This is a genomic window from Breznakia sp. PFB1-19 (genome assembly GCF_029893935.1).
Classification (GTDB): domain Bacteria; phylum Bacillota_I; class Bacilli_A; order Erysipelotrichales; family Erysipelotrichaceae; genus Breznakia; species Breznakia blatticola.
Map to the genome: position 1 here is coordinate 232967 of NZ_JARXXJ010000001.1, position 19863 is coordinate 252829.

Here is a 19863-nt window from a genome sequence, read left to right on the forward strand (position 1 = left end):
ATGCAAACAAAACGCAAGATTCCATTACGTAAATGTGTTGCAACACAGGAGCAACTTCCAAAAAAAGAACTGATCCGCGTGGTTCGCACACCAGAAAAAACGGTGATTGTGGATGAAAGCGGAAAAGCTAATGGACGTGGAGCATATTTGAAACGTTCAAAAGAAGCAATCGATTTAGCACAGAAGAAAGGGTATCTCAAACGTGCATTAAATGTGGACATTGATGATGCACTTTATGATGAGTTGAGAAGTTTAATTCATGAGTAACATTTACGGAACCTTAGGTATAGCAAATGCAGCACGTAAGCTTGCCTATGGAGAAACATTAATTGAAAAAATACGTGCAAAGAAATGTTATTTGGTGTTAATCGCTGAAGATGCATCAGATAACACAAAGAAGAAAATTATGGATAAGTGCAACTTCTACAATGTGAAATATGATTTTGTAGATAGTAGTGCACTGTTGAGCAATGCGATTGGTAGAGCCAATGTGAAAGCAGTGGGTGTATTAGATCGTGGATTTGCAAATAGTATGATGAAAAAGAAAGGATAGGTGACAATATGGCAAAAGCAAGAAGACGTCCAAATAACAATCGTAGAGGTAACAATCGAGGGCATGAACAAAAGAAACCTGAGATTGTCGTTACTGAGATTACATACAGTGGGCAACCAACTGTAGGAGAACTTGCAAAATTAATGCATAAGCAAGCATCTGATATTATTAAGTTCTTATTCCTTATGGGGAATATGGCAACAATTAATACGGTGCTAGATGATGAAACCGTTGAACTTATTGGTATGGAGTTTAACATTGAAGTCACAAAAGAACACATTGTGGAGGAATACAATTTTGAGGAATTAGACGAAGAGGATGATCCAAAATTGCTTGAAAGCCGCCCACCAGTTGTTACTATCATGGGTCACGTTGACCATGGTAAGACAACATTACTGGATACCATTCGTAAAACAAAAGTTACGGAAGGTGAATTTGGAGGGATTACACAACATATTGGTGCCTACCAAGTTACAGTAAAAGGGAAAAAAGTTTCTTTCCTAGATACACCAGGTCACGAGGCGTTTACCGCAATGCGTGCACGTGGAGCAAAAGTTACCGATGTAACAGTTATCGTTGTTGCAGCGGATGATGGTGTAATGCCACAAACAAAAGAAGCAGTTGACCATGCAAAAGCAGCAGGCGTACCAATGATTGTTGCTGTCAACAAAATGGATAAAGAAGGGGCAAACCCTGACCGTGTTATGTCTGAGATGAGTGAACTTGGATGTATGCCAGAAGAATGGGGTGGAGATACAATCTTTGTTCCTGTAAGTGCGAAAAACGGTGATGGAGTAAATGACTTATTAGAAAACATCTTAGTTGTTGCTGAGATGCAAGACTTAAAGGCAAACCCACACAAAATGGCAACAGGTACTGTTATCGAGGCAAAACTTGATAAAGGTCGTGGTGCAGTTGCAACGTTATTAATCCAAAACGGTACACTTCATGCAAGTGATGCAATTGTTGTAGGTACAGCGTTTGGTCACGTACGTAAAATGGTTGATGACTTAGGTCGTGAAATCAAAACTGCAGGACCAAGTACACCAGTAGAAATTATTGGGCTTAACTCAGTTCCAATTGCTGGGGATGTATTTAAAGCCTTTGATCAAGAAAAGAAAGCACGTCAAATTGCAGAAGCAAGATTACAAGCACGTGTGGAAGAAGAACGTAACGCTTCAAGTGCAATGTCTTTAGAAGACTTAGCAAAACAAATTGAAGAAGGTGAAATTCAATCGATTAATGTTATTGTAAAAGCCGATGTACAAGGTAGTGCAGAAGCTGTAAAATCATCACTAGAAAAAATTGATGTTGATGGTGTACGTGTAAATGTCATTCGTTCTACTGCAGGTGCCATCACAGAAAGTGATATTATGTTAGCGAGTGCTTCACAGGCGATCGTTGTTGGATTTAATGTTAGACCAAATGCTGCAGTTCGTAAGAAAGCAGAAGATGAAGGTGTACAAATCCGTTTACACAACATTATCTATAAAGTTATCGAAGAAATGGAAAGCGCAATGAAAGGTATGTTAGCTCCAGTATATGAAGAAGTAATCACTGGACAAGCCGAAGTGCGTGAAACATATAAAGTTAGTAAAGTTGGAACCATTGCTGGATGTATGGTTACAGATGGAGTCATTCGTCGTGACAGTGGATGCCGTTTGATTCGTGAAGGGGTTGTAATTTACACAGGTAAATTAGGATCACTACAACGTTTCAAAGACCAAGTAAAAGAAGTATCCAACGGATACGAATGTGGTTTAACAATTGAAAACTTTAACGATATAAAAGAAGGAGATATCATCGAAGCCTTTGAAGACCAACAAGTAGAGGTGGCTTAGTTATGAGTATCAAAAAAGAAAGAGTTGCTGGATTAATTCAAAAAAACATTAGTGAAATCATTCAACGTGCAGTAAAAGATCCAAAAGTTGGATTCGTAACTGTGATGGATACACAAGTAACAAGTGATTTATCACTTGCGAAAGTATACGTATCATTCTTAGGCAAAGATGCACGAAAAGAAGCAGGAATGGATGCACTAAATCGTTCAAAAGGATTTATCCGTAGCGAACTTGCAAAAACGTTATCAATGCGTAAAGTTCCAGAATTGGAATTCGTATTAGATGAGTCTTTGGAACAAGGAAATAAAATCGAGCAAATTATTGCCGATTTACACAAAAAAGAAAAATAAGTAAGGGGGACAGGCGATGACACATTGGATAGTAGATTTGATGATGCATAGCCTACTTCTGTCCTTTATCGTGGCAAGTGGGATTACGCTCATTTACCGCCAAAGTAAAAAAGAAAAACGTCAGAGAACTCTGCATGTTTTTCTTTTTGCATTTTACTTATGCAATTTGTTTTACATTACCGTGATACGTGAAGGATTCTTTAGTAATGAAAGTGGAATCATCAATTATATTCCGTTTTATCACATGTTTGAAAATTATCGTTATGCTGCATTGCAGTACCCTTTGCAGTCATTTATGTATTTAATTTACAACATTATGGGTAACATTATCTGGTTTATGCCTTTTGGGTATATGTTGCATCATTTTGTGAATCGAATCAATGTAAAACGCGTTATTTTGTATAGTTTTATGCTTTCATTTTATATCGAATTAGGACAATACGTATTACGTGTTGGCATTAGTGATATTGATGATATAATCTTAAATACGCTTGGTGGATTATTGGGGTACTTACTCTATCGATGGTTACATACGGAAAGGAAAAAAGATGAACATTAAACAACAAGTACAACGATTTTGGCGAATCTTCTTAGAAGAAAGAAGTAACTTAGAACGAGCTTTAGATCACAACGATGAAGCTGAAATAACGGAGATTACTAAAATTCTAAATACCTATTTTGAAGAGTTTTCTAACTCACAATTAGATATTGCAAAAGAAGAAGATAGTTATGAAATTACATTTTTAAGTGGACAAGATAAAAATGTTCAACTAATTGGTGTATTACTAAAACAATTAGCACCTGAAGCAATTTTAGATACATGGATTGTAAATAGTTATTTACCGCCTTTATCAACAAAAGCATTACACACGATTTTACGTGTACAAGATAAAGAATACACAGCGAATGATTTCATGGTGTACTATGAAATTGATGAGAATGCAAAAGCATTACACTGTGAAGTATATTGTGATGCATTTGAAGTTATGGATGAGTCTAAAGCAAATGAAGTAGCAGTATATATGCTACAACTATTCATTGGGGAATGTGCACTTGAAGCATATATTGCAAGTTATGAAATTGTTAGAGAACGTCATGGTGGTTCACAAGTTGTCCTTTCACAATTTTATGAACTATTAATGGAAATCATTGATGAAAAAGAATGGCCGATGTATCAAGATCCAACACAAATTTATCGAGTTTATAAACTTGATGAAAAGAAGATTAAAGATGAAGTGCGTCAAGACATGAAAATCATCTTTACAACACATCCTGTGTTAATTGCAGAAAGCTTACAAGACCAATATGTCACAAGTCATGAATTCTTTGATTTTGGTGGAGAATTTGGTTATGTATATTATGAAAATCAAAATGGAAATGAAAGCGATGCTTTATTTCGTCAAGCATTAGAAAAGAAGTTTAATGAATTGTTATTTGAAAAGGGAATTGCAAAAAGTATTGGTGGTGCCATGGGAGCTACTTATGCATATGTGGACCTAGCGATTTATGATAAGGAAGCGTTTATTAAAGCACTGAAGAATATCAATGAACACTTAAGTGTAAAACTTGAATACCGGGCTTTTAACGACGAAACAACCGAAATCGCATAATGAACCACATATTTACCTTTGATACGCCCATGAGCTTTGATGACGTCTTAGATTACGCCAACAAGCATATTGATACGTATGTGTATGTTCGTATGTATCGCTTGGTAAATATCATCATTGCCGTACTTACCATGATTTGTGTACTCTTGTTTGCACAACTTTATTATGCAACAACACTTACGTATACAATTAGCAGTCTTATCTTTGGAAGTATTCTATTGATCGTGGATATCTTTTTAATTGGTTTTCAAAAAAGAACTTGGGCATATCGTGATAATGAGCATGCATATCTACAAGTGCAAAAAGAGTGGAAAGCAAGCTTAGGTAAAAACTTAGATGCAATAGCAAAACTTGATAAGGGTAAACTATATGTAAATGATAAGGCATATCCAAAACTTGTCCGTGTGGTAATCGCAAAACAGTTTGTTTTGCTGCAAAGCAAACATCGACAAGTGATTGTTAAATTAGATGAAGATAAGCATGATGCATTGATTGCATATTTACAACAACATGCACCAGATGTACGTATTGAAGTAAAAAACTATATCCAAGATATTGTCTCAAAACGTATCATCGCACCTATGTAAAAGAAAATAGATTTAATAATTATAGCGACAGGCATCATCGGTTATAAACGATTGATGCCTTTCTTTGTCTTATGCTTCATGAATGTGGTGGAAAACACTAAATTATGCATGTTTCAATTCACTACGTATTAAATTGATAAAATGGGGTAACAATGGTAAAATAACCAAATGAAAAGGAAGCGTGAAATATGTTAAAATACTTTATTCCAGATGAATATGTGAGAAGTTTCGAAAGTATTGATGTTGATGCACTTGCAAAGCAAGGATTTCAATTGATGATCTGTGATATCGACAATACGATGGTTGCACATGACCAGTCACATCCAAGTGAAGCTGCCGCTTCTTTTATTGAGAAGGTAAAGCAAAGTGGGATGCAAGTTTGTATGATTTCAAATAACTATAAAAATCGGGTACAAACATTTGCGGATGCCTTACATGTCCCATTTTATAGTTTTGCCAATAAACCATTAAAACGTACGTATAAGAAAATCCTACGTGATTATCATATTCCTGCAAACAAAGTGGTTGCTGTTGGTGATCAATTAATGACCGATGTCTTAGGTGCAAAACGGATGCATATGTATGTCATTCATACAGCACCACTTGTACAACGTGATATAAAAGCAACAAAGCTAAATCGTATTTTTGAAAACTTTGTATACAAACGTTTAGAAAAGAAAAATATACTTAAAAAAGGAGTATTTGATGAGTAAAATATGTAAAGGTTGTGGAGTTACACTCCAAACAGAAAATCCAAATGCCATTGGTTTTGTCCAAAACATGGATCAAGAGTATTGTAAGCGTTGTTATCGCTTGTCACACTATGGTGATGTCATGATCAATATGCAACAAGGAATCGATAATGATGCCTTATTGCAAAGTGTAAATGCACTTGATGCATTGATTGTATGGGTTGTGGATATTATGGATTTTGAAGCAAGTATCATTCCTGGAATGAATCGTCATTTTATGGGAAAAGATATTTTACTTGTCTGTACGAAAAGTGATCTATTACCAAAAACAACAAGTGCTGGTAAGATGGGAAACTTTATTCAAAACCGTTTACGTACACACGGTATCCAAGTCGTTGGAATTATTGCAGTACCTAATTTACATAAACAAGAAGCACAAAGTGTCAGTGATGTAGAAGCAGCGATTGCAATGTATCGTAAACAACGTGATGTTGTCATGCTAGGAAATGCAAATGCAGGAAAAAGTACACTACTTAATGCACTAATGCACTCACATGATCTAACGATTTCCCATCACCCAGGAACAACCCTAGATTTAAACCCAATTCCTTTTGATGGATATACACTTTATGACACTCCAGGAATGGTAAATACAAAAAGTTATTTGACATATGTTCCGGAAACACAATTAAAAGATGTCATGTTTCACAAAGAAGTAAATCCAAAGAAATTTCAACTTCGTCAAAATCAAAGTTTGGCGTTAGCAGGATATGTTCGTTTAGATTTATTTGATTGTGAGGATGTAAGCTGTGTTTGTTATTTCTCGGATCGTTTAGCGATTCATCGTTCAAAAGCAGAAAATGCAGATCGTTTATGGAGTGAGCATTTAGGAGAACTACTCGCACCTACAATTGAAGAAGATGCAAGTGAAATGAAGAAAACATCATTCACAAAAAAAGAAGATAAAATTGATATCGTGATTGCAGGGCTTGGATGGTTCTGTATTCATGGAAATGTATCACGTATTGATGTATATGCAAACAAACACGTGGACGTACTGCTTAGAAAGGCAATGATATAATGTTAAATGGAAAACAAAGAAGAGCGCTACGTGCGCTTGCAGTAAATACAAAAGCTTTGGTACAAATTGGAAAAGGTGGACTTAGTGCCAACTTAGTGGAAAGTACAGAAGTGAGTTTAGAAGCACATGAACTTGTTAAAATCACAGTCTTAAAAAACTGTGATGATAATGTAAAAGAAATGGCACTTGATTTAGCAAGTATGACAAACAGTGAACTTGTGCAAGTCGTGGGGCGTGTAATCGTCTTATATCGTCCAAGTAAAAAGAAATTAATTACAATATGAGAAAAATCGGTTTATTAGGTGGAAGTTTTGATCCTGTGCATGATGGACATATGGCAATGGCAAAACATGCACTACAACAATTGCATCTAGATGAAGTATGGTTTGTCTTAAGTGAGCAAACTCCTTTAAAAGACCGAAAACTAACAAGCTATGATGATCGTAGAAAGATGTTAGAACTTGCTTTTCACAAAATTGATGCATACAAGATTTGTGATATCGAAAAAGGTAGTACATCAAAAAACTATACAGTAGATACTGTGCGAAAACTAAAAACACTGTATCCAAAGGATACGTTCTACTTTATTTTAGGAAACGACCAGGTAGAACAACTACATGCTTGGAAAGATATTGACCAGCTACAAAAGATGGTGAATTTATGTGCCTTTGCCCGCGATGGAAAGAAAAGTGAAAGTCCATATACACTGACGTATTTGCAAATGGAAGATATTCCAATTAGTTCTAGTGAAATACGTAATGGAAAATTGTGTCATGTGGATCCTGCAGTTGTAAATTACTTCAGCAAACATATCTTATATGAAGATATATTAAAACATGCAATGAGTGAGTATCGCTATCAACACTCTGTATCAGTAGCAACAGTATGCAAAGAACTAGCAACTTGTAATCAACTTGATGCTACACTTGCATACTTGATGGGTTATTATCATGATATTAATAAAGAATTTAAGATAATTAATAAAGAAGATAGTTTGAAGATTTTACAAGAACTTGCACCAGAAGTCGCAAAACAAAAAGAGAGTATTTGGCATGGATTTATGGGAGCATATGTATGTGAGCATTACTTGCATTTGCAAAATAAACAGCTTTTAGAAGCCATTGCGCACCATGTCTTAGGAAATAGTCAGTCCGTTTATGCTAAACTATTATATGTAGCAGATAAGTGTGACCCTTTGCGGGATTATGATACATCTGCATTTATTGAATTAAGTAAACAAGATATCCACAAAGGATATGAAGCAGTAAAGAAAGATCAAGCAATATATTATGGAGAACAATACAATGATGGAAAATAAAGTACAAGTGATACTTGAAGCAATCGCAAACACAAAAGGGGAAGATGTAATGATGTATGATTTTACATCACTAAACCCATTTATTGATCGTGTGATCATTACAAGCGCAGATAACTTACGCCAAGTGTATGCCATTGCAAGTAATATTGAAGATGCATTAAAAGAAAACGATCTACGTATCCACCACTTTGAAGGGGATAAGAATTCACGTTGGATTTTAATCGATGCGGATGAAGTAATCGTCCATGTCTTCTTAGATGAAGAACGAAGTGTTTATAAATTAGAACGCTTATATGGTGATTTACCAAGATTGGAAACCCATGTATAACCAACTGGCAAAGCATTATGATAGTTTGGTCAAAGATGATGATGCAACTCAAGCATATGTAGACTTTACCAAGAGATATGCAAAAGGAAAAAACATGTTAGAACTTGCCTGTGGCTCTGGAGAAATCTCTTTGGCATTAGCAAAAACAGGATATCAACTTGTCGCAACGGATTTATCTAATCAAATGCTTGATGAAGCACGTAAGAAAGATGTAGAAGGACTTGTTGATTATGCATACATGAATATGTATGATATGAGCCAAGCAGGTATCTATGATACTGTAATTTGTTACTGTGATAGTATGAATTACATCGATGAACAACATATTGCATCCGTCTTGAAACAAGTCTATGACCATCTTGAAGATGATGGCATCTTTCTATTTGATATGCATGCATTAGACCGTTTGGATGAATTCAAAGAAGAGTTCTATGAAGCAGGAAAAGTAGATGATACAGATTTTATTTGGAGTATTATAAGTGATGAAAATCGCTTGTTACATAACTTTGTATTTTATGAAAAAGATGGTTCGACACAGTATGAACATCATGAACAATGGGTATTTAACCCCGATCAAATTACACAAATACTTACCGAATTGGGATTCCAAGTGGAAATCTATACAGATTTTGTACAGCCAGGAATTCAAGAAGGTGAAAAATATTTCTATATTTGTCGAAAGGAGGTCATAGCATGATTTGTATTATAGCGGCTATGAGTAGTGAAGTTGAAGCAATCAGTCAAAAAATGACGGGTGTGAAAAGAAAAAAAGTAATGGAAATTCCTGTAATTGAAGGAAAGCTAGCAGGAAAACGTGTTTTACTTGCACAAAGTGGAATTGGAAAAGTACAAGCTGCAATGACAACAGCAATTTTACTTTGCCAATATAAAGTACGTTATGTTTTAAGTACAGGTGTTGCAGGTGGATTTACTGAAGACCAAAAAATACTAGACATCGTTGTTGGTGATAAACTTGTGCAACATGATTTTGATACAAGTGCAATTGATGGGGATAAAGGATATGGAGAATACTCATATTCATATGTAACTCTAATTCAACTTGCGCAAAAGATTTGGCCTGAAATTGGAAGTGGAAATTTACATGTTGGGACCATTGCAAGTGGAGACCAGTTTGTATCAAAGAAATCACAAATCAATTCCATCAATCGTCATTTCACAAATGTTATTGCTTGTGAAATGGAAAGTGGAGCGATTTCACGTGTTTGTAATAAACAAGACATTCCTTGTATCGTAATACGCGCTATTTCTGATACCGTATGTTTAGATAATAGTGAAAATGACTATGAAGTAAACTTGGCAAATGCCACAAAGCAAAATGCTGACTTTGTAGAGAAATTTGTAGAAAGAAGTTAACTATGCGAGATATGTTTCGTCGATTTGGTTTGACAGCTTTTATCATTTTTTTACTTTTGATCATTATCGTCTCATTTATGGGAATATTCGTTAGTGGTCCGGTAATGAAAAATGAAGAAGTAAATCAAAACATCATAAGTAAAATAGAAACTAAGAATAAAGCTTGTGAGCAAGTTGTGCGTCACAGTTTTCGTTATGTAACTTTTACTTGTGAAAGTGATAGTGCATATACCATCTATGATGAAAACGCAAAGAAAATCGCAAGTCGTAAGAAAAGCGATGTCGATTTTCAAAAGGCAAATGAAATTGCGCAAACCTATGATGAATTCAAGGATGTACGTGTGGAAATCGGATATGGATATGAAGGGGTTGCTTATGTAGCTGAAGTAGGTAGCACAATGCTAATTATCGACTTTGATAGCTACGAAGTCTTATTTTATAATGGAGGACAACGCTAATGAATATCGCAAAGATGCCATATTTTAATCACCGGAATTATATCTTGAGTGAAATAAAACATTTAGATATTACGATTCAAGAAGCATTTCTACTTTTATACATTGATTTTTGTAATGAGTTTCAAATGGAATTTACGATGGAACTTGCTAGCGAAAACTTAGGACTTAGCATGGAAGAAGTAGATGAATTAATTGCCAATGTAATCCAAGTTGGATATTTGGAAATGGAAATGGTCAATGGAAAAGTTGTATATAACATGGATCAGTTATTTACGATGTCCATCAATAATGAACCGGTGAATAAAAAACAATTCATGGATTTATTTGAACTATATGAAGATAGTTTTGGTCGTCCACTTAGTCAAAGTGAAACTGCTAAGCTCAGTGAATGGATGACAACCTATGATTTACAATTGATTGATTATGCACTTCGTGAAGCCATTGTTTACAATAAGGTGAAAATGGAATACGTAGAAGCAATTTTACGTGCATGGAAAAATAAAGGATTCACAAAAGAAGATTATGAAAAGGGAGATCGCTAATGGATGTCTCTTTTATCTTATCTAAACTTCAACAGATGTTTCCAGATGCGCATTGTGAATTGAATTATACAAGTGATTACGAGTTACTCATCGCGATTATTTTAAGTGCACAAACAACCGATAAAGCTGTAAATAAAGTAACGCCTGCTTTATTTCATCATTTTCCAACACCGCGAGCATTAGCTGATGGGGATTTAAAACTCATTGAAAAAGATATTGCACGCCTAGGCTTATATCATGCAAAAGCAAAAAACATTAAAGCATGTGCAAAAGTATTAGCAGATGTTTATGATGGAAATGTGCCAAGTAGTTTTAAAAAGTTAACGGAATTACCAGGAGTAGGACGTAAAACCGCTAGTGTGATGCAAACTGAATATTTTGATATTCCAGCAATGCCAGTGGATACACATGTGGAACGAATTAGTAAACGTTTAGGGTTTGCGAAATTTGGTGATAGTGTAGAAACTGTAGAGCGTAAATTGAAACGCAAAATTCCACGCAGTGAATGGAACATGGCACACCAATTATTTATCTTTTTTGGTCGATATTTCTGTATGGCTAGAAATCCAAAATGTGAAGAATGTCCATTTGTATCAATTTGTAAAAAAGATAAATTTGAAGCATATAAACGTAAAGAAAAAGCAAAACAGTAGTATTGCTTTTTTCTATTAGGCAAAAATGATATAATGACAACACGATTGAGGTATATATGAAGTTAAAAAAAGGAATCATATTGATTGTCGTATTACTAGCAACACTAGGAATCGATCAATATACAAAACAAATTGTAGAAACAACGATGCATGTTGGAGAAAGTCATGAAATTATTCCAGGCTTTTTTGCATTCACGCATGTACAAAATACGGGAGCCGCTTGGGGTCTATTCTCTGGAAAACAAACGATGTTTTTTGTTGTGACGATTGTCGCATTAATCGTTTTAACTGTATTTTTATGGAGTACATGGAAAGATAAGTTGATGTCAAGTGTTGCCATTACCCTGATGATTTCAGGAACGATTGGAAACTTTATTGATCGCTTACAAATGGGATATGTTACAGACTTTTTAGATTTTAATCTACTTGGTTATGACTTTCCTGTATTCAATGTCGCAGATATGTGTTTAGTCATTGGAATTTCCTTGTTGTTGCTGTTTGAATTATTAGATGTATATGGGGTAAAAGCAAATGACTAGAGAAGAAATTATTGTAAAAGAAGAACACCAAAATACACGAATTGATAAGTTATTAAGTGATGCTTATGATTTTTCTCGTAGTCGTGTACAAAGTTTAATTAAAGATGGACATATTTTAGTCCAACAAAATCCAGTAAAAGCAAACTATAAAGTAAAAGTAGATGATGTGATTACGGTGGTGATTCCTGATGATGAGGTTCTTGAAGTAGAAGCAGAAAACATCCCAATTGAGATTGTCTATGAAGATAGCGATGTAATGGTTATAAATAAACCAAGAGGTATGGTTGTACATCCAGCAGTTGGAAATTTAAAAGGGACGCTTGTAAATGCAGTTTTATACCACTGCAAAGATTTAAGTGGTATCAATGGGGTATTACGTCCAGGGATTGTGCATCGTATTGATAAAGATACAAGTGGACTATTACTAATTGCCAAAAATGATAAAGCACACCTTTCACTTAGTGAACAGTTAAAGGATAAAAGTGTATCACGTAAATATAAAGCACTTGTTCATGGTGTTTTAGAACACGACTATGGAACAATTGATGCACCTATTGGTCGTGATGTCAAAGATCGTAAACGTATGGCGATTACTGAACATAACAGTAAGGATGCTATTACGCATTTTAAAGTGTTAGAACGTTTTCATGATTACACTCTTGTTGAGTGTTCATTGGAAACTGGAAGAACACACCAAATTCGGGTACATATGCAATACATCAAACACCCTATCGTTGGTGATCCAACCTATGGGTATCGCAAGACGATGGATGTAGGTGGACAGTTACTACACGCATATGAGATTACCTTTGTACATCCAAGCACAAATGAGCGTATGACTTTCCAATGTGAGCTTCCTCAAGTATTCTTAGATGTACTACATAACTTAGAAACGGAGGAACTATGATTGAAAATAGAGATGTGATGTTATACCAAGTCATGGATTGTTTGGTTGCAAATTATGGATACCATATCATTCGCTTTCAAGGACAAAAGAAAGATCTATGGCTAACGAATAAAGATAACCCACATTTTCCTATTATTCGATTAACTTCGAAAGTTAGTTCATCCATTGTTTTTGAAAAAGATTATTTAAATCGTGTAAAATCCTTTTTAGGACAATTTATGTTCGCCAAAGAAACACAAAGCGAAATCATCATTATTAACAGTAATCCCGAAAGTGTGGATTTCCAAGAGGAAAACTTTAGTCAAATTACGATTAGTTATGAGCCACTTCCTGCACGTCTAGATGAAGCGTTTCCTAAATTGAAGGAATATGTGCATCCAGTAGAAAATAACGATGAGGCAGTAGCGCAAATCAACCGTAACATTGAAGCATTCCAAATGAAGAAGGCAAAAGAGGCAAAACGTAAAAGTATTCCTAAGTTCACACTTGGAATAATGGCAATATGTATACTTATTTATGCTTTACAGTTCATTCTAGGTCAAGTGCTTTCAAATGTGCCTGGTCATGATTGGAATAGTACACTTATTTTATGTGGTGCATACTATACAAACTTTATTAGTGGTGCACATGAATACTGGCGCTTTTTAACGTATGGATTTTTACATGCTGACATTATTCACTTGTTTGTGAATATGATGTCGTTGTATTATTTAGGTAATTACTTGCAACGTGTGTATACACGCAAACAATTTCTAGTGATTTTACTAGCTTCCATTATTGGTGGGGGATTACTAACATACATTGTAAGTCCAACACCTTTGATGGTCGGAATCTCTGGGGGACTATATGGGTTATTAGGTGCATATTTATTATCCATTATTGAAAATGATATGATCCGTATTCCACAAATTCGTAATAGTGTGATTCAAGTAGTATTAATCAATATTCTAATTTCGTTAATGCCAGGAATCTCATTAACCGGACATTTAGGTGGATTTATTGTGGGAGTAGGAATCGCATTTTTATTCTCACATGCACGCCGCTACAAACCATATAAAATTCACGTTGCAATTAGTATGAGTATTATTGTACTTGTGGCTGCTTATTTTGCCATTCAACCTAGAAATAATGTAAATGTTTACTACAACACAAATCAACAAGTCATCAAAGACTTAGAATATATAAACCTAGATGGATATGCCAACTATCTAGAAAATCAATTGATTCATTATTTACCGGAGGACTAGAAATGAAACGTGAAAATTATTTATCGTGGGATGAATACTTCATTGGCTTAGCACATTTAAGTGCTTTGCGTAGTAAAGATCCAAACACACAAGTGGGGGCTTGTATTGTTTCTCAAGACAAAAAAGTTGTAGGAATTGGCTACAATGGTTTGCCTAAAGGATGCGATGATGATGAGTTCCCTTGGGGAAAAGTAGGGGACAACCTAGATACAAAGTATCCATATGTTGTCCATGCAGAATTAAATGCGATTTTAAACAGTGGTGCAGATTTACGTAATTGTACATTATATGTATCGCTATTTCCATGTAATGAATGTGCAAAAGCAATCATTCAAGCAGGAATTACACGTGTCGTATATGAATGCGATAAAAACTGGACCAGTGAGGGGGCAATTGCTTCACGCAAGATGTTTGATGCAGCCTGTGTGACTTATGACAAACTACCAAAGCGTTATACGATTCACATTGATGTTGAGGACAATGTCTAATGCGTGCATTTAACACGTATATACAAAGCATTGTTAACGCGTGGAGACAAGAAGATTATGGCACGGCAATTATTCGCTTTGCAATTCCATTTCTTGTAATAATGTTTATCTTATGGGTTATAAAGACTATTTTAAACATTGTGAATTTCTTCTTTTCACCAGTTGTAATTTTGATTGCATTATTCATTCTCTATATCATTATTGATGAGTAAAGTAAGTAGTGTCTTTGGACGCTACTTTTTGTTATAATGGGCACATGAGAAATATCGTAATTGTAGGAGGTGGACCAGCTGGTATGATGGCAGCTATATCCGCCAAAAAACATCATCCTGATACGCAAGTATATCTTTTAGAGCGAAATCACACACTTGGAAAAAAACTAGCATTAAGTGGTGGAGGACGCTGTAATTTAAGCGTGCGTGTTTCAGATGAACAGTTTATTAAAGATACGATCCGTAATGGAAAGTTTCTATATAGTGCAATTCATCAATTTACACTTGATGACATTGAACAGTTTTTTACGGATGCGGGTTTACCATTCAAAGAAGAAGATCATCATCGCTTATTTCCAATCACGGAAAAAGCAGAAGATGTAATTGCATTGTTGCGTAATATACTCAAAGATTTGGGTGTTATGATTACATACCAACAAACAGTCAAACGTATTGATTTACAAAATAAGAAAGTCATCACCAACCAAGATGTTTTTCCTTTTGATCATCTTATCTTGGCGTGTGGAGGAAAAAGCTATCCAGATACAGGAAGTGATGGACTTGGCTATGAATTAGCTACACAAGTAGAACACAGCATTACTGATATACTACCAGCAGAGGTATCACTCGTCAGTAATGATGCTTGCATCCAAAGTAAAGAACTTCAAGGATTATCATTTCATGATGTTCAAATCAAGATAAAGAAGAATAATAAATACAAAGATTTAGTTCGTCATGATTTGATTTTTACACATTTTGGAATTTCTGGTCCAGGAGCATTACGAGCAAGTAGTCATATAAATAAACAACTGCAAAAAGGACCCATCACTTTAGCGATTGATTTTTTACCTGATGTAAATAGTGAGCAACTTGCTAAACAAATCAAAGAAGATGGATTACTTAGTTTAGCGAAAATTTATGGATTACCTAAACGTTTTCTACAATATGTCGATACGATGACAGGTGATAAAGCACTTCATATCAAACGCTTTGCCTTGAGTGTTTATACAACCCGAGGACTGCAACAAGCATTTGTGAGTGATGGTGGAGTACGTATTAAAGATATTGACCCAAAAACGATGCAATCAAAAATACATCCATGTATATCCTTTGCAGGCGAGATGATGGATGTTCATGGGTATACTGGAGGATATAATATATCCATTGCCTTTATTAGTGGATACATCGCTGGTTATTATGCATAAGAAAAGCAATACGCTACAAAGAGGTATTGCTTTTTTCATGCTTATTTTTCTAGTTTTTCTTCAACAACGTGTACGATTTTATCTTGTCCAACTTTTGTTGCTAGCTTTGCTTTTGCTTTTTCAAATTTTGCCTTAGTTTCTTCATCCATATCATCACCAGCAAAATCTAGTAATAATTCAGCTTCTTTCAATGTGTTGATTAGCTCCTCTGGATCTTTTTGAGCGAAGGCTTTTTTTACTTGGCGTTCTTTCACTTTCGTGGCAACAAAGACACCAGCTCCTGTAGCTAGCAAAGCACCAGCAGCTACTCCAAATACTTTTTTCATACGTTTCATATAGAGACCCCTTTCTTTTATATTTCGTTATGTTAATTATAACACTTCTATATACGTATACTACTGTAATGCACAATCTCTCTTATTTCATTTAGAGTAAATAGTTGTTTTCTTTATTTGCTGCTTGAAATGAAACTAACTTATATGTTGCATATCCTTCAACAACCAGGGGTTCTGACTCACAAAGTTTTTTTGCGTCTTCATAACTTTTGGCTCTTAAAATATACATTCCAGCAATACCAGGATATCCTTTGAAGACACCGCCAAGTTCTAGATAGCCATTATCATCCAAACGTTTTAAGTTTGCAACGTGACGCTCAACAACTGCTTTTGTCATTCTATTGTAGTTTTTAGTTCGCTCAATCATCATGACGTATAACCAATTTTCCATTTTTACACCTACCTTTCTTTATAAACAATACATTTCTTATCGAAATTACTTGTATATTTTTGTAATTTCTAATGCTTTTTTTCTAAGCATTGTAATGTTCCTGTTGATTTGCGAATCACAATCTGTGATCCATGTTCACTTAACAAACAAACTATAACACATTAACTAGAACATGTACCTATCATATTATATAAAGCTTTGAAAGGATGCATTTTTAAAGACACGATTTATTTGGGAGTATTTATCTAAGTTAGCCATGTGTAAGTGCTTGCATTCTTTATCATTATTGGGTAAACTACTTGTAGCATACGTTCTGAGTACAAGGGTACGTCCCGCGGATGAAGGCGAAATCATATGTAGTTTTTTTTCATGTGGTCTCATCCTTGTCACTCAGGCAAGGATTTTTTTATTGGAGGAAAAGATGGACACTAGAATTGCACAAATAGGTATTTTTGTAGAAGATAGTAACGCTACAGAAGAAATGAATAAATTATTATCAGCTTATGGAGAATATATTGTCGGACGAATGGGAATTCCATATCGTAAACGTAATGTGAATGTGGTTACGATTATTATGGATGCTCCACAAGATATCATCTCAGCGCTTTCTGGGAAACTAGGAATGATTAAAGGCATCAATAGTAAAACACTATATGCAAAAGTTTAAAGAGATCGTCGATCGCTTAAAGGAAAAGCGAACGCTACAAGATGAGGAGTATAAGATATTACTACAAACAAAAGATGCACAACAACAAGCATATTTACATAAAGTAGCACGAGATGTCTGCCAGTCAATTTATGGGAATGGTATCTTTATTCGTGGATTGATTGAGATATCAAACTATTGTAAGAATGATTGTTATTACTGTGGAATACGAAAAAGCAATCATCATGTCAAACGCTATCACTTAAATAAAGAAGAAATTCTATTAGCATGTAAACAAGGATATGAACTAGGCTTTCGTACATTTGTAATGCAAGGTGGAGAAGATGGAAGCTACGATGATTATATGATGGTGGATATTATCAAAAGTATTCGCAAATCCTATCCAGATTGCGCGATTACATTGAGCCTAGGAGAAAAAAGCAAAGAGATGTATCAACAGTATTATGATGCAGGTGCCAATCGCTATTTGCTACGACATGAAACGATTTGTGAATCTCACTACAAGCAATTACATCCAAGCAACATGCAAATACAAAATCGCGTGCAATGCTTGTGGGACCTAAAAGAAATCGGATTTCAAGTAGGTAGCGGAATTATGGTTGGTTCACCATATCAAAGTATCGATCATATTGTTGAAGACATTCATTTTCTTGAACAACTTCAACCACAAATGATTGGACTCGGACCGTATTTACCACATAAGGATACACCTTTTAAAGATGAAACAAAAGGTGATGAAGAAGTCACAATCAATTTACTAGCAATTATGCGTTTGATGCACCCACAAGCTTTAATTCCGTCCACAACAGCACTTGCCACAATTTCTGATGATGGTAGAGAGAAGGGAATTTTAGCAGGAGCCAATGTTGTGATGCCAAATCTATCACCAGTGAAGCATCGAGAGTCATATAGTTTATACAACGATAAAGCAAATATGAATGCAGAAGCAGCAGAAAGTTTGCATTTGTTAGAAGCACGATTACAAAAAATCGGATACACAATTTCCTATGATAGAGGAGATTATAAGAAAGAGGTAGAGAAATAATGTACAATAAAATGTCAAAAAAAGCTGAGGAGTTTATTAGTCATGATGAAATACTTGATACACTAACTTACGCTGAGAAAAATAAAAGTAATAAAGAACTTATCGATGAAATATTAAAGAAAGCAGCAACATACAAAGGATTGGATCACCGTGAAGCTGCAGTCTTATTAGAATGTGATTTACCAGAAGAAAATGCACGTATTGAAGAACTTGCAAAAGAAATCAAACAAAAATTTTATGGAAATCGTATTGTAATGTTTGCACCTTTATACTTATCAAACTACTGTGTAAATGGATGTGTGTATTGTCCATATCATTATGAAAACAAGACAATTGCACGTAAGAAATTAACACAAGAAGAAATCAAAAAAGAAGTGATTGCTTTACAAGATATGGGACATAAACGTTTGGCTTTAGAAACTGGGGAAGACCCAATCAATTCACCAATTGAATATGTGTTAGAAAGTATTAAAACCATTTATTCGATTCATCATAAAAATGGTGCCATTCGTCGTGTGAATGTAAACATAGCAGCAACAACAGTGGAAAACTATAAACGTTTAAAAGATGCAGGAATTGGTACATATATTCTTTTCCAAGAAACCTACAATAAAGAAAACTATGAAAAGCTACATCCAAAAGGACCGAAACACAACTATGCATATCATACAGAAGCGATGGACCGTGCCATGGAAGCTGGACTAGATGATGTAGGTATCGGTGTATTATTTGGATTAAACACCTACAAGTATGACTTTGTTGGGTTATTGATGCATGCAGAACACTTAGAAGCAGCAATGGGTTGTGGACCACATACAATTTCATTACCTAGAATTCGTGCGGCAGATGATATTAATCCAGAAGATTTCAAAGATGCGATTAATGATGATATCTTTGCCAAAATTACTGCAGTAACTCGTATTAGTGCTCCATACGCAGGTATGATTATTTCAACAAGAGAAACGCAAAAATCAAGAGAACGTGTTCTTGAATTAGGTGTATCACAAATCTCAGGAGCATCATCAACAAGCGTAGGTGGATACGCTGAAAAAGAAGAAGAAAACAGTGCACAATTTGATGTAGAAGATACACGTACACTGGATGAAGTTGTGCACTGGTTGTTATCACTAGGGCATGTACCTAGTTTCTGTACTGCATGTTATCGTGAAGGTAGAACTGGTGATCGCTTTATGTCACTTGTTAAAAATGGACAAATTGCCAATATTTGTCAACCTAATGCATTGATGACACTTAAAGAATATTTAGAGGATTATGCAAGTGAAGAAACACGTAAATTAGGTGAAGAAATTATTGCGAAGGAAATGGAAACTATTCCAAATGCAAAAGTAAAAGAAAAAGCACAAGCGTACTTAGATCAATTACATGAAGGAAAAAGAGATTTTAGATTTTAGTATTTAGAATGTTATGGAAAATAAGAAA

General features: G+C 35.0%; 28 protein-coding genes. 26 read left to right on the forward strand and 2 right to left on the reverse strand.

The window, feature by feature from the left end; genetic code table 11:
- The 23 genes from M2098_RS01010 (at nt 1) to M2098_RS01120 (ending at nt 15985) form a co-directional block, all read left to right on the forward strand.
- A complete protein-coding gene (locus M2098_RS01010) occupies nt 1–267 on the forward strand; it encodes a YlxR family protein (RefSeq protein ID WP_134167315.1) in 267 nt (88 codons plus the stop codon).
- Nucleotides 260–553 (forward strand): ribosomal L7Ae/L30e/S12e/Gadd45 family protein, encoded by a 294-nt coding sequence (locus M2098_RS01015; RefSeq protein WP_280680734.1) that lies wholly within the window; start codon nt 260–262, stop codon nt 551–553. Before M2098_RS01010 ends, M2098_RS01015 begins: the two co-directional genes overlap by 8 nt.
- An 8-nt stretch (nt 554–561) precedes the next feature.
- Entirely contained in the window at nt 562–2394 is a 1833-nt protein-coding gene (gene infB / locus M2098_RS01020) for a translation initiation factor IF-2 (RefSeq protein ID WP_134167311.1), read from the forward strand.
- 2 nt (nt 2395–2396) lie between these two features.
- Nucleotides 2397–2744: a 30S ribosome-binding factor RbfA gene (gene rbfA, locus M2098_RS01025; RefSeq protein ID WP_134167309.1), complete on the forward strand. Its 348-nt coding sequence runs from the start codon at nt 2397–2399 to the stop codon at nt 2742–2744.
- Nucleotides 2745–2760: 16 nt separating this feature from the next.
- The gene (locus M2098_RS01030; protein ID WP_134167307.1) at nt 2761–3303 is read left to right on the forward strand and encodes a VanZ family protein; all 543 of its coding nucleotides are present in this window, start codon (nt 2761–2763) and stop codon (nt 3301–3303) included.
- Nucleotides 3293–4354 (forward strand): hypothetical protein, encoded by a 1062-nt coding sequence (locus M2098_RS01035; RefSeq protein ID WP_280680729.1) that lies wholly within the window; start codon nt 3293–3295, stop codon nt 4352–4354. The genes M2098_RS01030 and M2098_RS01035 overlap by 11 nt, the downstream gene beginning before the upstream one ends.
- A gap of 29 nt (nt 4355–4383) precedes the next feature.
- The gene (locus M2098_RS01040; RefSeq protein WP_134167303.1) at nt 4384–4941 is read left to right on the forward strand and encodes a hypothetical protein; all 558 of its coding nucleotides are present in this window, start codon (nt 4384–4386) and stop codon (nt 4939–4941) included.
- A gap of 188 nt (nt 4942–5129) precedes the next feature.
- Complete coding sequence (locus tag M2098_RS01045) at nt 5130–5654, forward strand: YqeG family HAD IIIA-type phosphatase (RefSeq protein ID WP_134167301.1); 525 nt, start codon at nt 5130–5132, stop codon at nt 5652–5654.
- Nucleotides 5647–6714, forward strand: a complete 1068-nt coding sequence (yqeH, locus tag M2098_RS01050) for a ribosome biogenesis GTPase YqeH (protein ID WP_134167299.1) — start codon at nt 5647–5649, stop codon at nt 6712–6714. The genes M2098_RS01045 and yqeH overlap by 8 nt, the downstream gene beginning before the upstream one ends.
- Complete coding sequence (yhbY, locus tag M2098_RS01055) at nt 6714–6998, forward strand: ribosome assembly RNA-binding protein YhbY (RefSeq protein WP_134167298.1); 285 nt, start codon at nt 6714–6716, stop codon at nt 6996–6998. The genes yqeH and yhbY overlap by 1 nt, the downstream gene beginning before the upstream one ends.
- A complete protein-coding gene (gene nadD / locus M2098_RS01060; RefSeq protein WP_134167296.1) occupies nt 6995–8032 on the forward strand; it encodes a nicotinate (nicotinamide) nucleotide adenylyltransferase in 1038 nt (345 codons plus the stop codon). Before yhbY ends, nadD begins: the two co-directional genes overlap by 4 nt.
- Nucleotides 8019–8360, forward strand: coding sequence for a ribosome silencing factor (gene rsfS, locus M2098_RS01065; protein WP_243833707.1), 342 nt, complete (start codon nt 8019–8021; stop codon nt 8358–8360). The genes nadD and rsfS overlap by 14 nt, the downstream gene beginning before the upstream one ends.
- Complete coding sequence (locus M2098_RS01070) at nt 8353–9057, forward strand: class I SAM-dependent methyltransferase (RefSeq protein WP_280680723.1); 705 nt, start codon at nt 8353–8355, stop codon at nt 9055–9057. Before rsfS ends, M2098_RS01070 begins: the two co-directional genes overlap by 8 nt.
- Entirely contained in the window at nt 9054–9734 is a 681-nt protein-coding gene (locus M2098_RS01075) for a 5'-methylthioadenosine/adenosylhomocysteine nucleosidase (protein ID WP_280680721.1), read from the forward strand. The genes M2098_RS01070 and M2098_RS01075 overlap by 4 nt, the downstream gene beginning before the upstream one ends.
- A 2-nt stretch (nt 9735–9736) precedes the next feature.
- Nucleotides 9737–10192, forward strand: coding sequence for a hypothetical protein (locus M2098_RS01080; protein ID WP_280680719.1), 456 nt, complete (start codon nt 9737–9739; stop codon nt 10190–10192).
- Nucleotides 10192–10734, forward strand: a complete 543-nt coding sequence (locus M2098_RS01085) for a DnaD domain protein (protein WP_280680718.1) — start codon at nt 10192–10194, stop codon at nt 10732–10734. Before M2098_RS01080 ends, M2098_RS01085 begins: the two co-directional genes overlap by 1 nt.
- Nucleotides 10734–11387 carry an endonuclease III gene (gene nth / locus M2098_RS01090; protein WP_280680715.1) on the forward strand — a complete coding sequence of 218 codons (654 nt, stop codon included), beginning with the start codon at nt 10734–10736 and terminating at the stop codon, nt 11385–11387. The genes M2098_RS01085 and nth overlap by 1 nt, the downstream gene beginning before the upstream one ends.
- Before the next feature lie 56 nt (nt 11388–11443).
- Nucleotides 11444–11926, forward strand: a complete 483-nt coding sequence (gene lspA / locus M2098_RS01095; protein WP_280680714.1) for a signal peptidase II — start codon at nt 11444–11446, stop codon at nt 11924–11926.
- Nucleotides 11919–12833 (forward strand): RluA family pseudouridine synthase, encoded by a 915-nt coding sequence (locus M2098_RS01100; protein WP_280680713.1) that lies wholly within the window; start codon nt 11919–11921, stop codon nt 12831–12833. Before lspA ends, M2098_RS01100 begins: the two co-directional genes overlap by 8 nt.
- The gene (locus tag M2098_RS01105; protein WP_280680712.1) at nt 12830–14080 is read left to right on the forward strand and encodes a rhomboid family intramembrane serine protease; all 1251 of its coding nucleotides are present in this window, start codon (nt 12830–12832) and stop codon (nt 14078–14080) included. Before M2098_RS01100 ends, M2098_RS01105 begins: the two co-directional genes overlap by 4 nt.
- Nucleotides 14081–14082: 2 nt before the next feature.
- Nucleotides 14083–14568 carry a dCMP deaminase family protein gene (locus M2098_RS01110; protein WP_280680710.1) on the forward strand — a complete coding sequence of 162 codons (486 nt, stop codon included), beginning with the start codon at nt 14083–14085 and terminating at the stop codon, nt 14566–14568.
- Nucleotides 14568–14780 carry a hypothetical protein gene (locus tag M2098_RS01115; RefSeq protein WP_280680708.1) on the forward strand — a complete coding sequence of 71 codons (213 nt, stop codon included), beginning with the start codon at nt 14568–14570 and terminating at the stop codon, nt 14778–14780. The genes M2098_RS01110 and M2098_RS01115 overlap by 1 nt, the downstream gene beginning before the upstream one ends.
- Before the next feature lie 44 nt (nt 14781–14824).
- Entirely contained in the window at nt 14825–15985 is a 1161-nt protein-coding gene (locus M2098_RS01120; RefSeq protein ID WP_280680707.1) for an aminoacetone oxidase family FAD-binding enzyme, read from the forward strand.
- Nucleotides 15986–16026: 41 nt separating this feature from the next.
- On the opposite strand, the gene M2098_RS01125 is transcribed toward M2098_RS01120, so the two are convergent.
- Entirely contained in the window at nt 16027–16320 is a 294-nt protein-coding gene (locus M2098_RS01125) for a hypothetical protein (RefSeq protein ID WP_280680705.1), read from the reverse strand.
- A gap of 91 nt (nt 16321–16411) precedes the next feature.
- Nucleotides 16412–16711 carry a YciI family protein gene (locus M2098_RS01130; RefSeq protein WP_280680703.1) on the reverse strand — a complete coding sequence of 100 codons (300 nt, stop codon included), beginning with the start codon at nt 16709–16711 and terminating at the stop codon, nt 16412–16414.
- Nucleotides 16712–17132: 421 nt separating this feature from the next.
- Here M2098_RS01130 and M2098_RS01135 point away from each other — a divergent pair, with 421 nt between their 5' ends.
- The 3 genes from M2098_RS01135 to hydG are packed head-to-tail and all read left to right on the forward strand — an operon-like array spanning nt 17133 to nt 19835.
- Complete coding sequence (locus tag M2098_RS01135; RefSeq protein WP_134167269.1) at nt 17133–17378, forward strand: TM1266 family iron-only hydrogenase system putative regulator; 246 nt, start codon at nt 17133–17135, stop codon at nt 17376–17378.
- Complete coding sequence (gene hydE / locus M2098_RS01140) at nt 17365–18423, forward strand: [FeFe] hydrogenase H-cluster radical SAM maturase HydE (RefSeq protein ID WP_280680701.1); 1059 nt, start codon at nt 17365–17367, stop codon at nt 18421–18423. Before M2098_RS01135 ends, hydE begins: the two co-directional genes overlap by 14 nt.
- Complete coding sequence (gene hydG, locus M2098_RS01145) at nt 18423–19835, forward strand: [FeFe] hydrogenase H-cluster radical SAM maturase HydG (RefSeq protein WP_280680698.1); 1413 nt, start codon at nt 18423–18425, stop codon at nt 19833–19835. The genes hydE and hydG overlap by 1 nt, the downstream gene beginning before the upstream one ends.
- Nucleotides 19836–19863 lie beyond the last annotated feature (28 nt).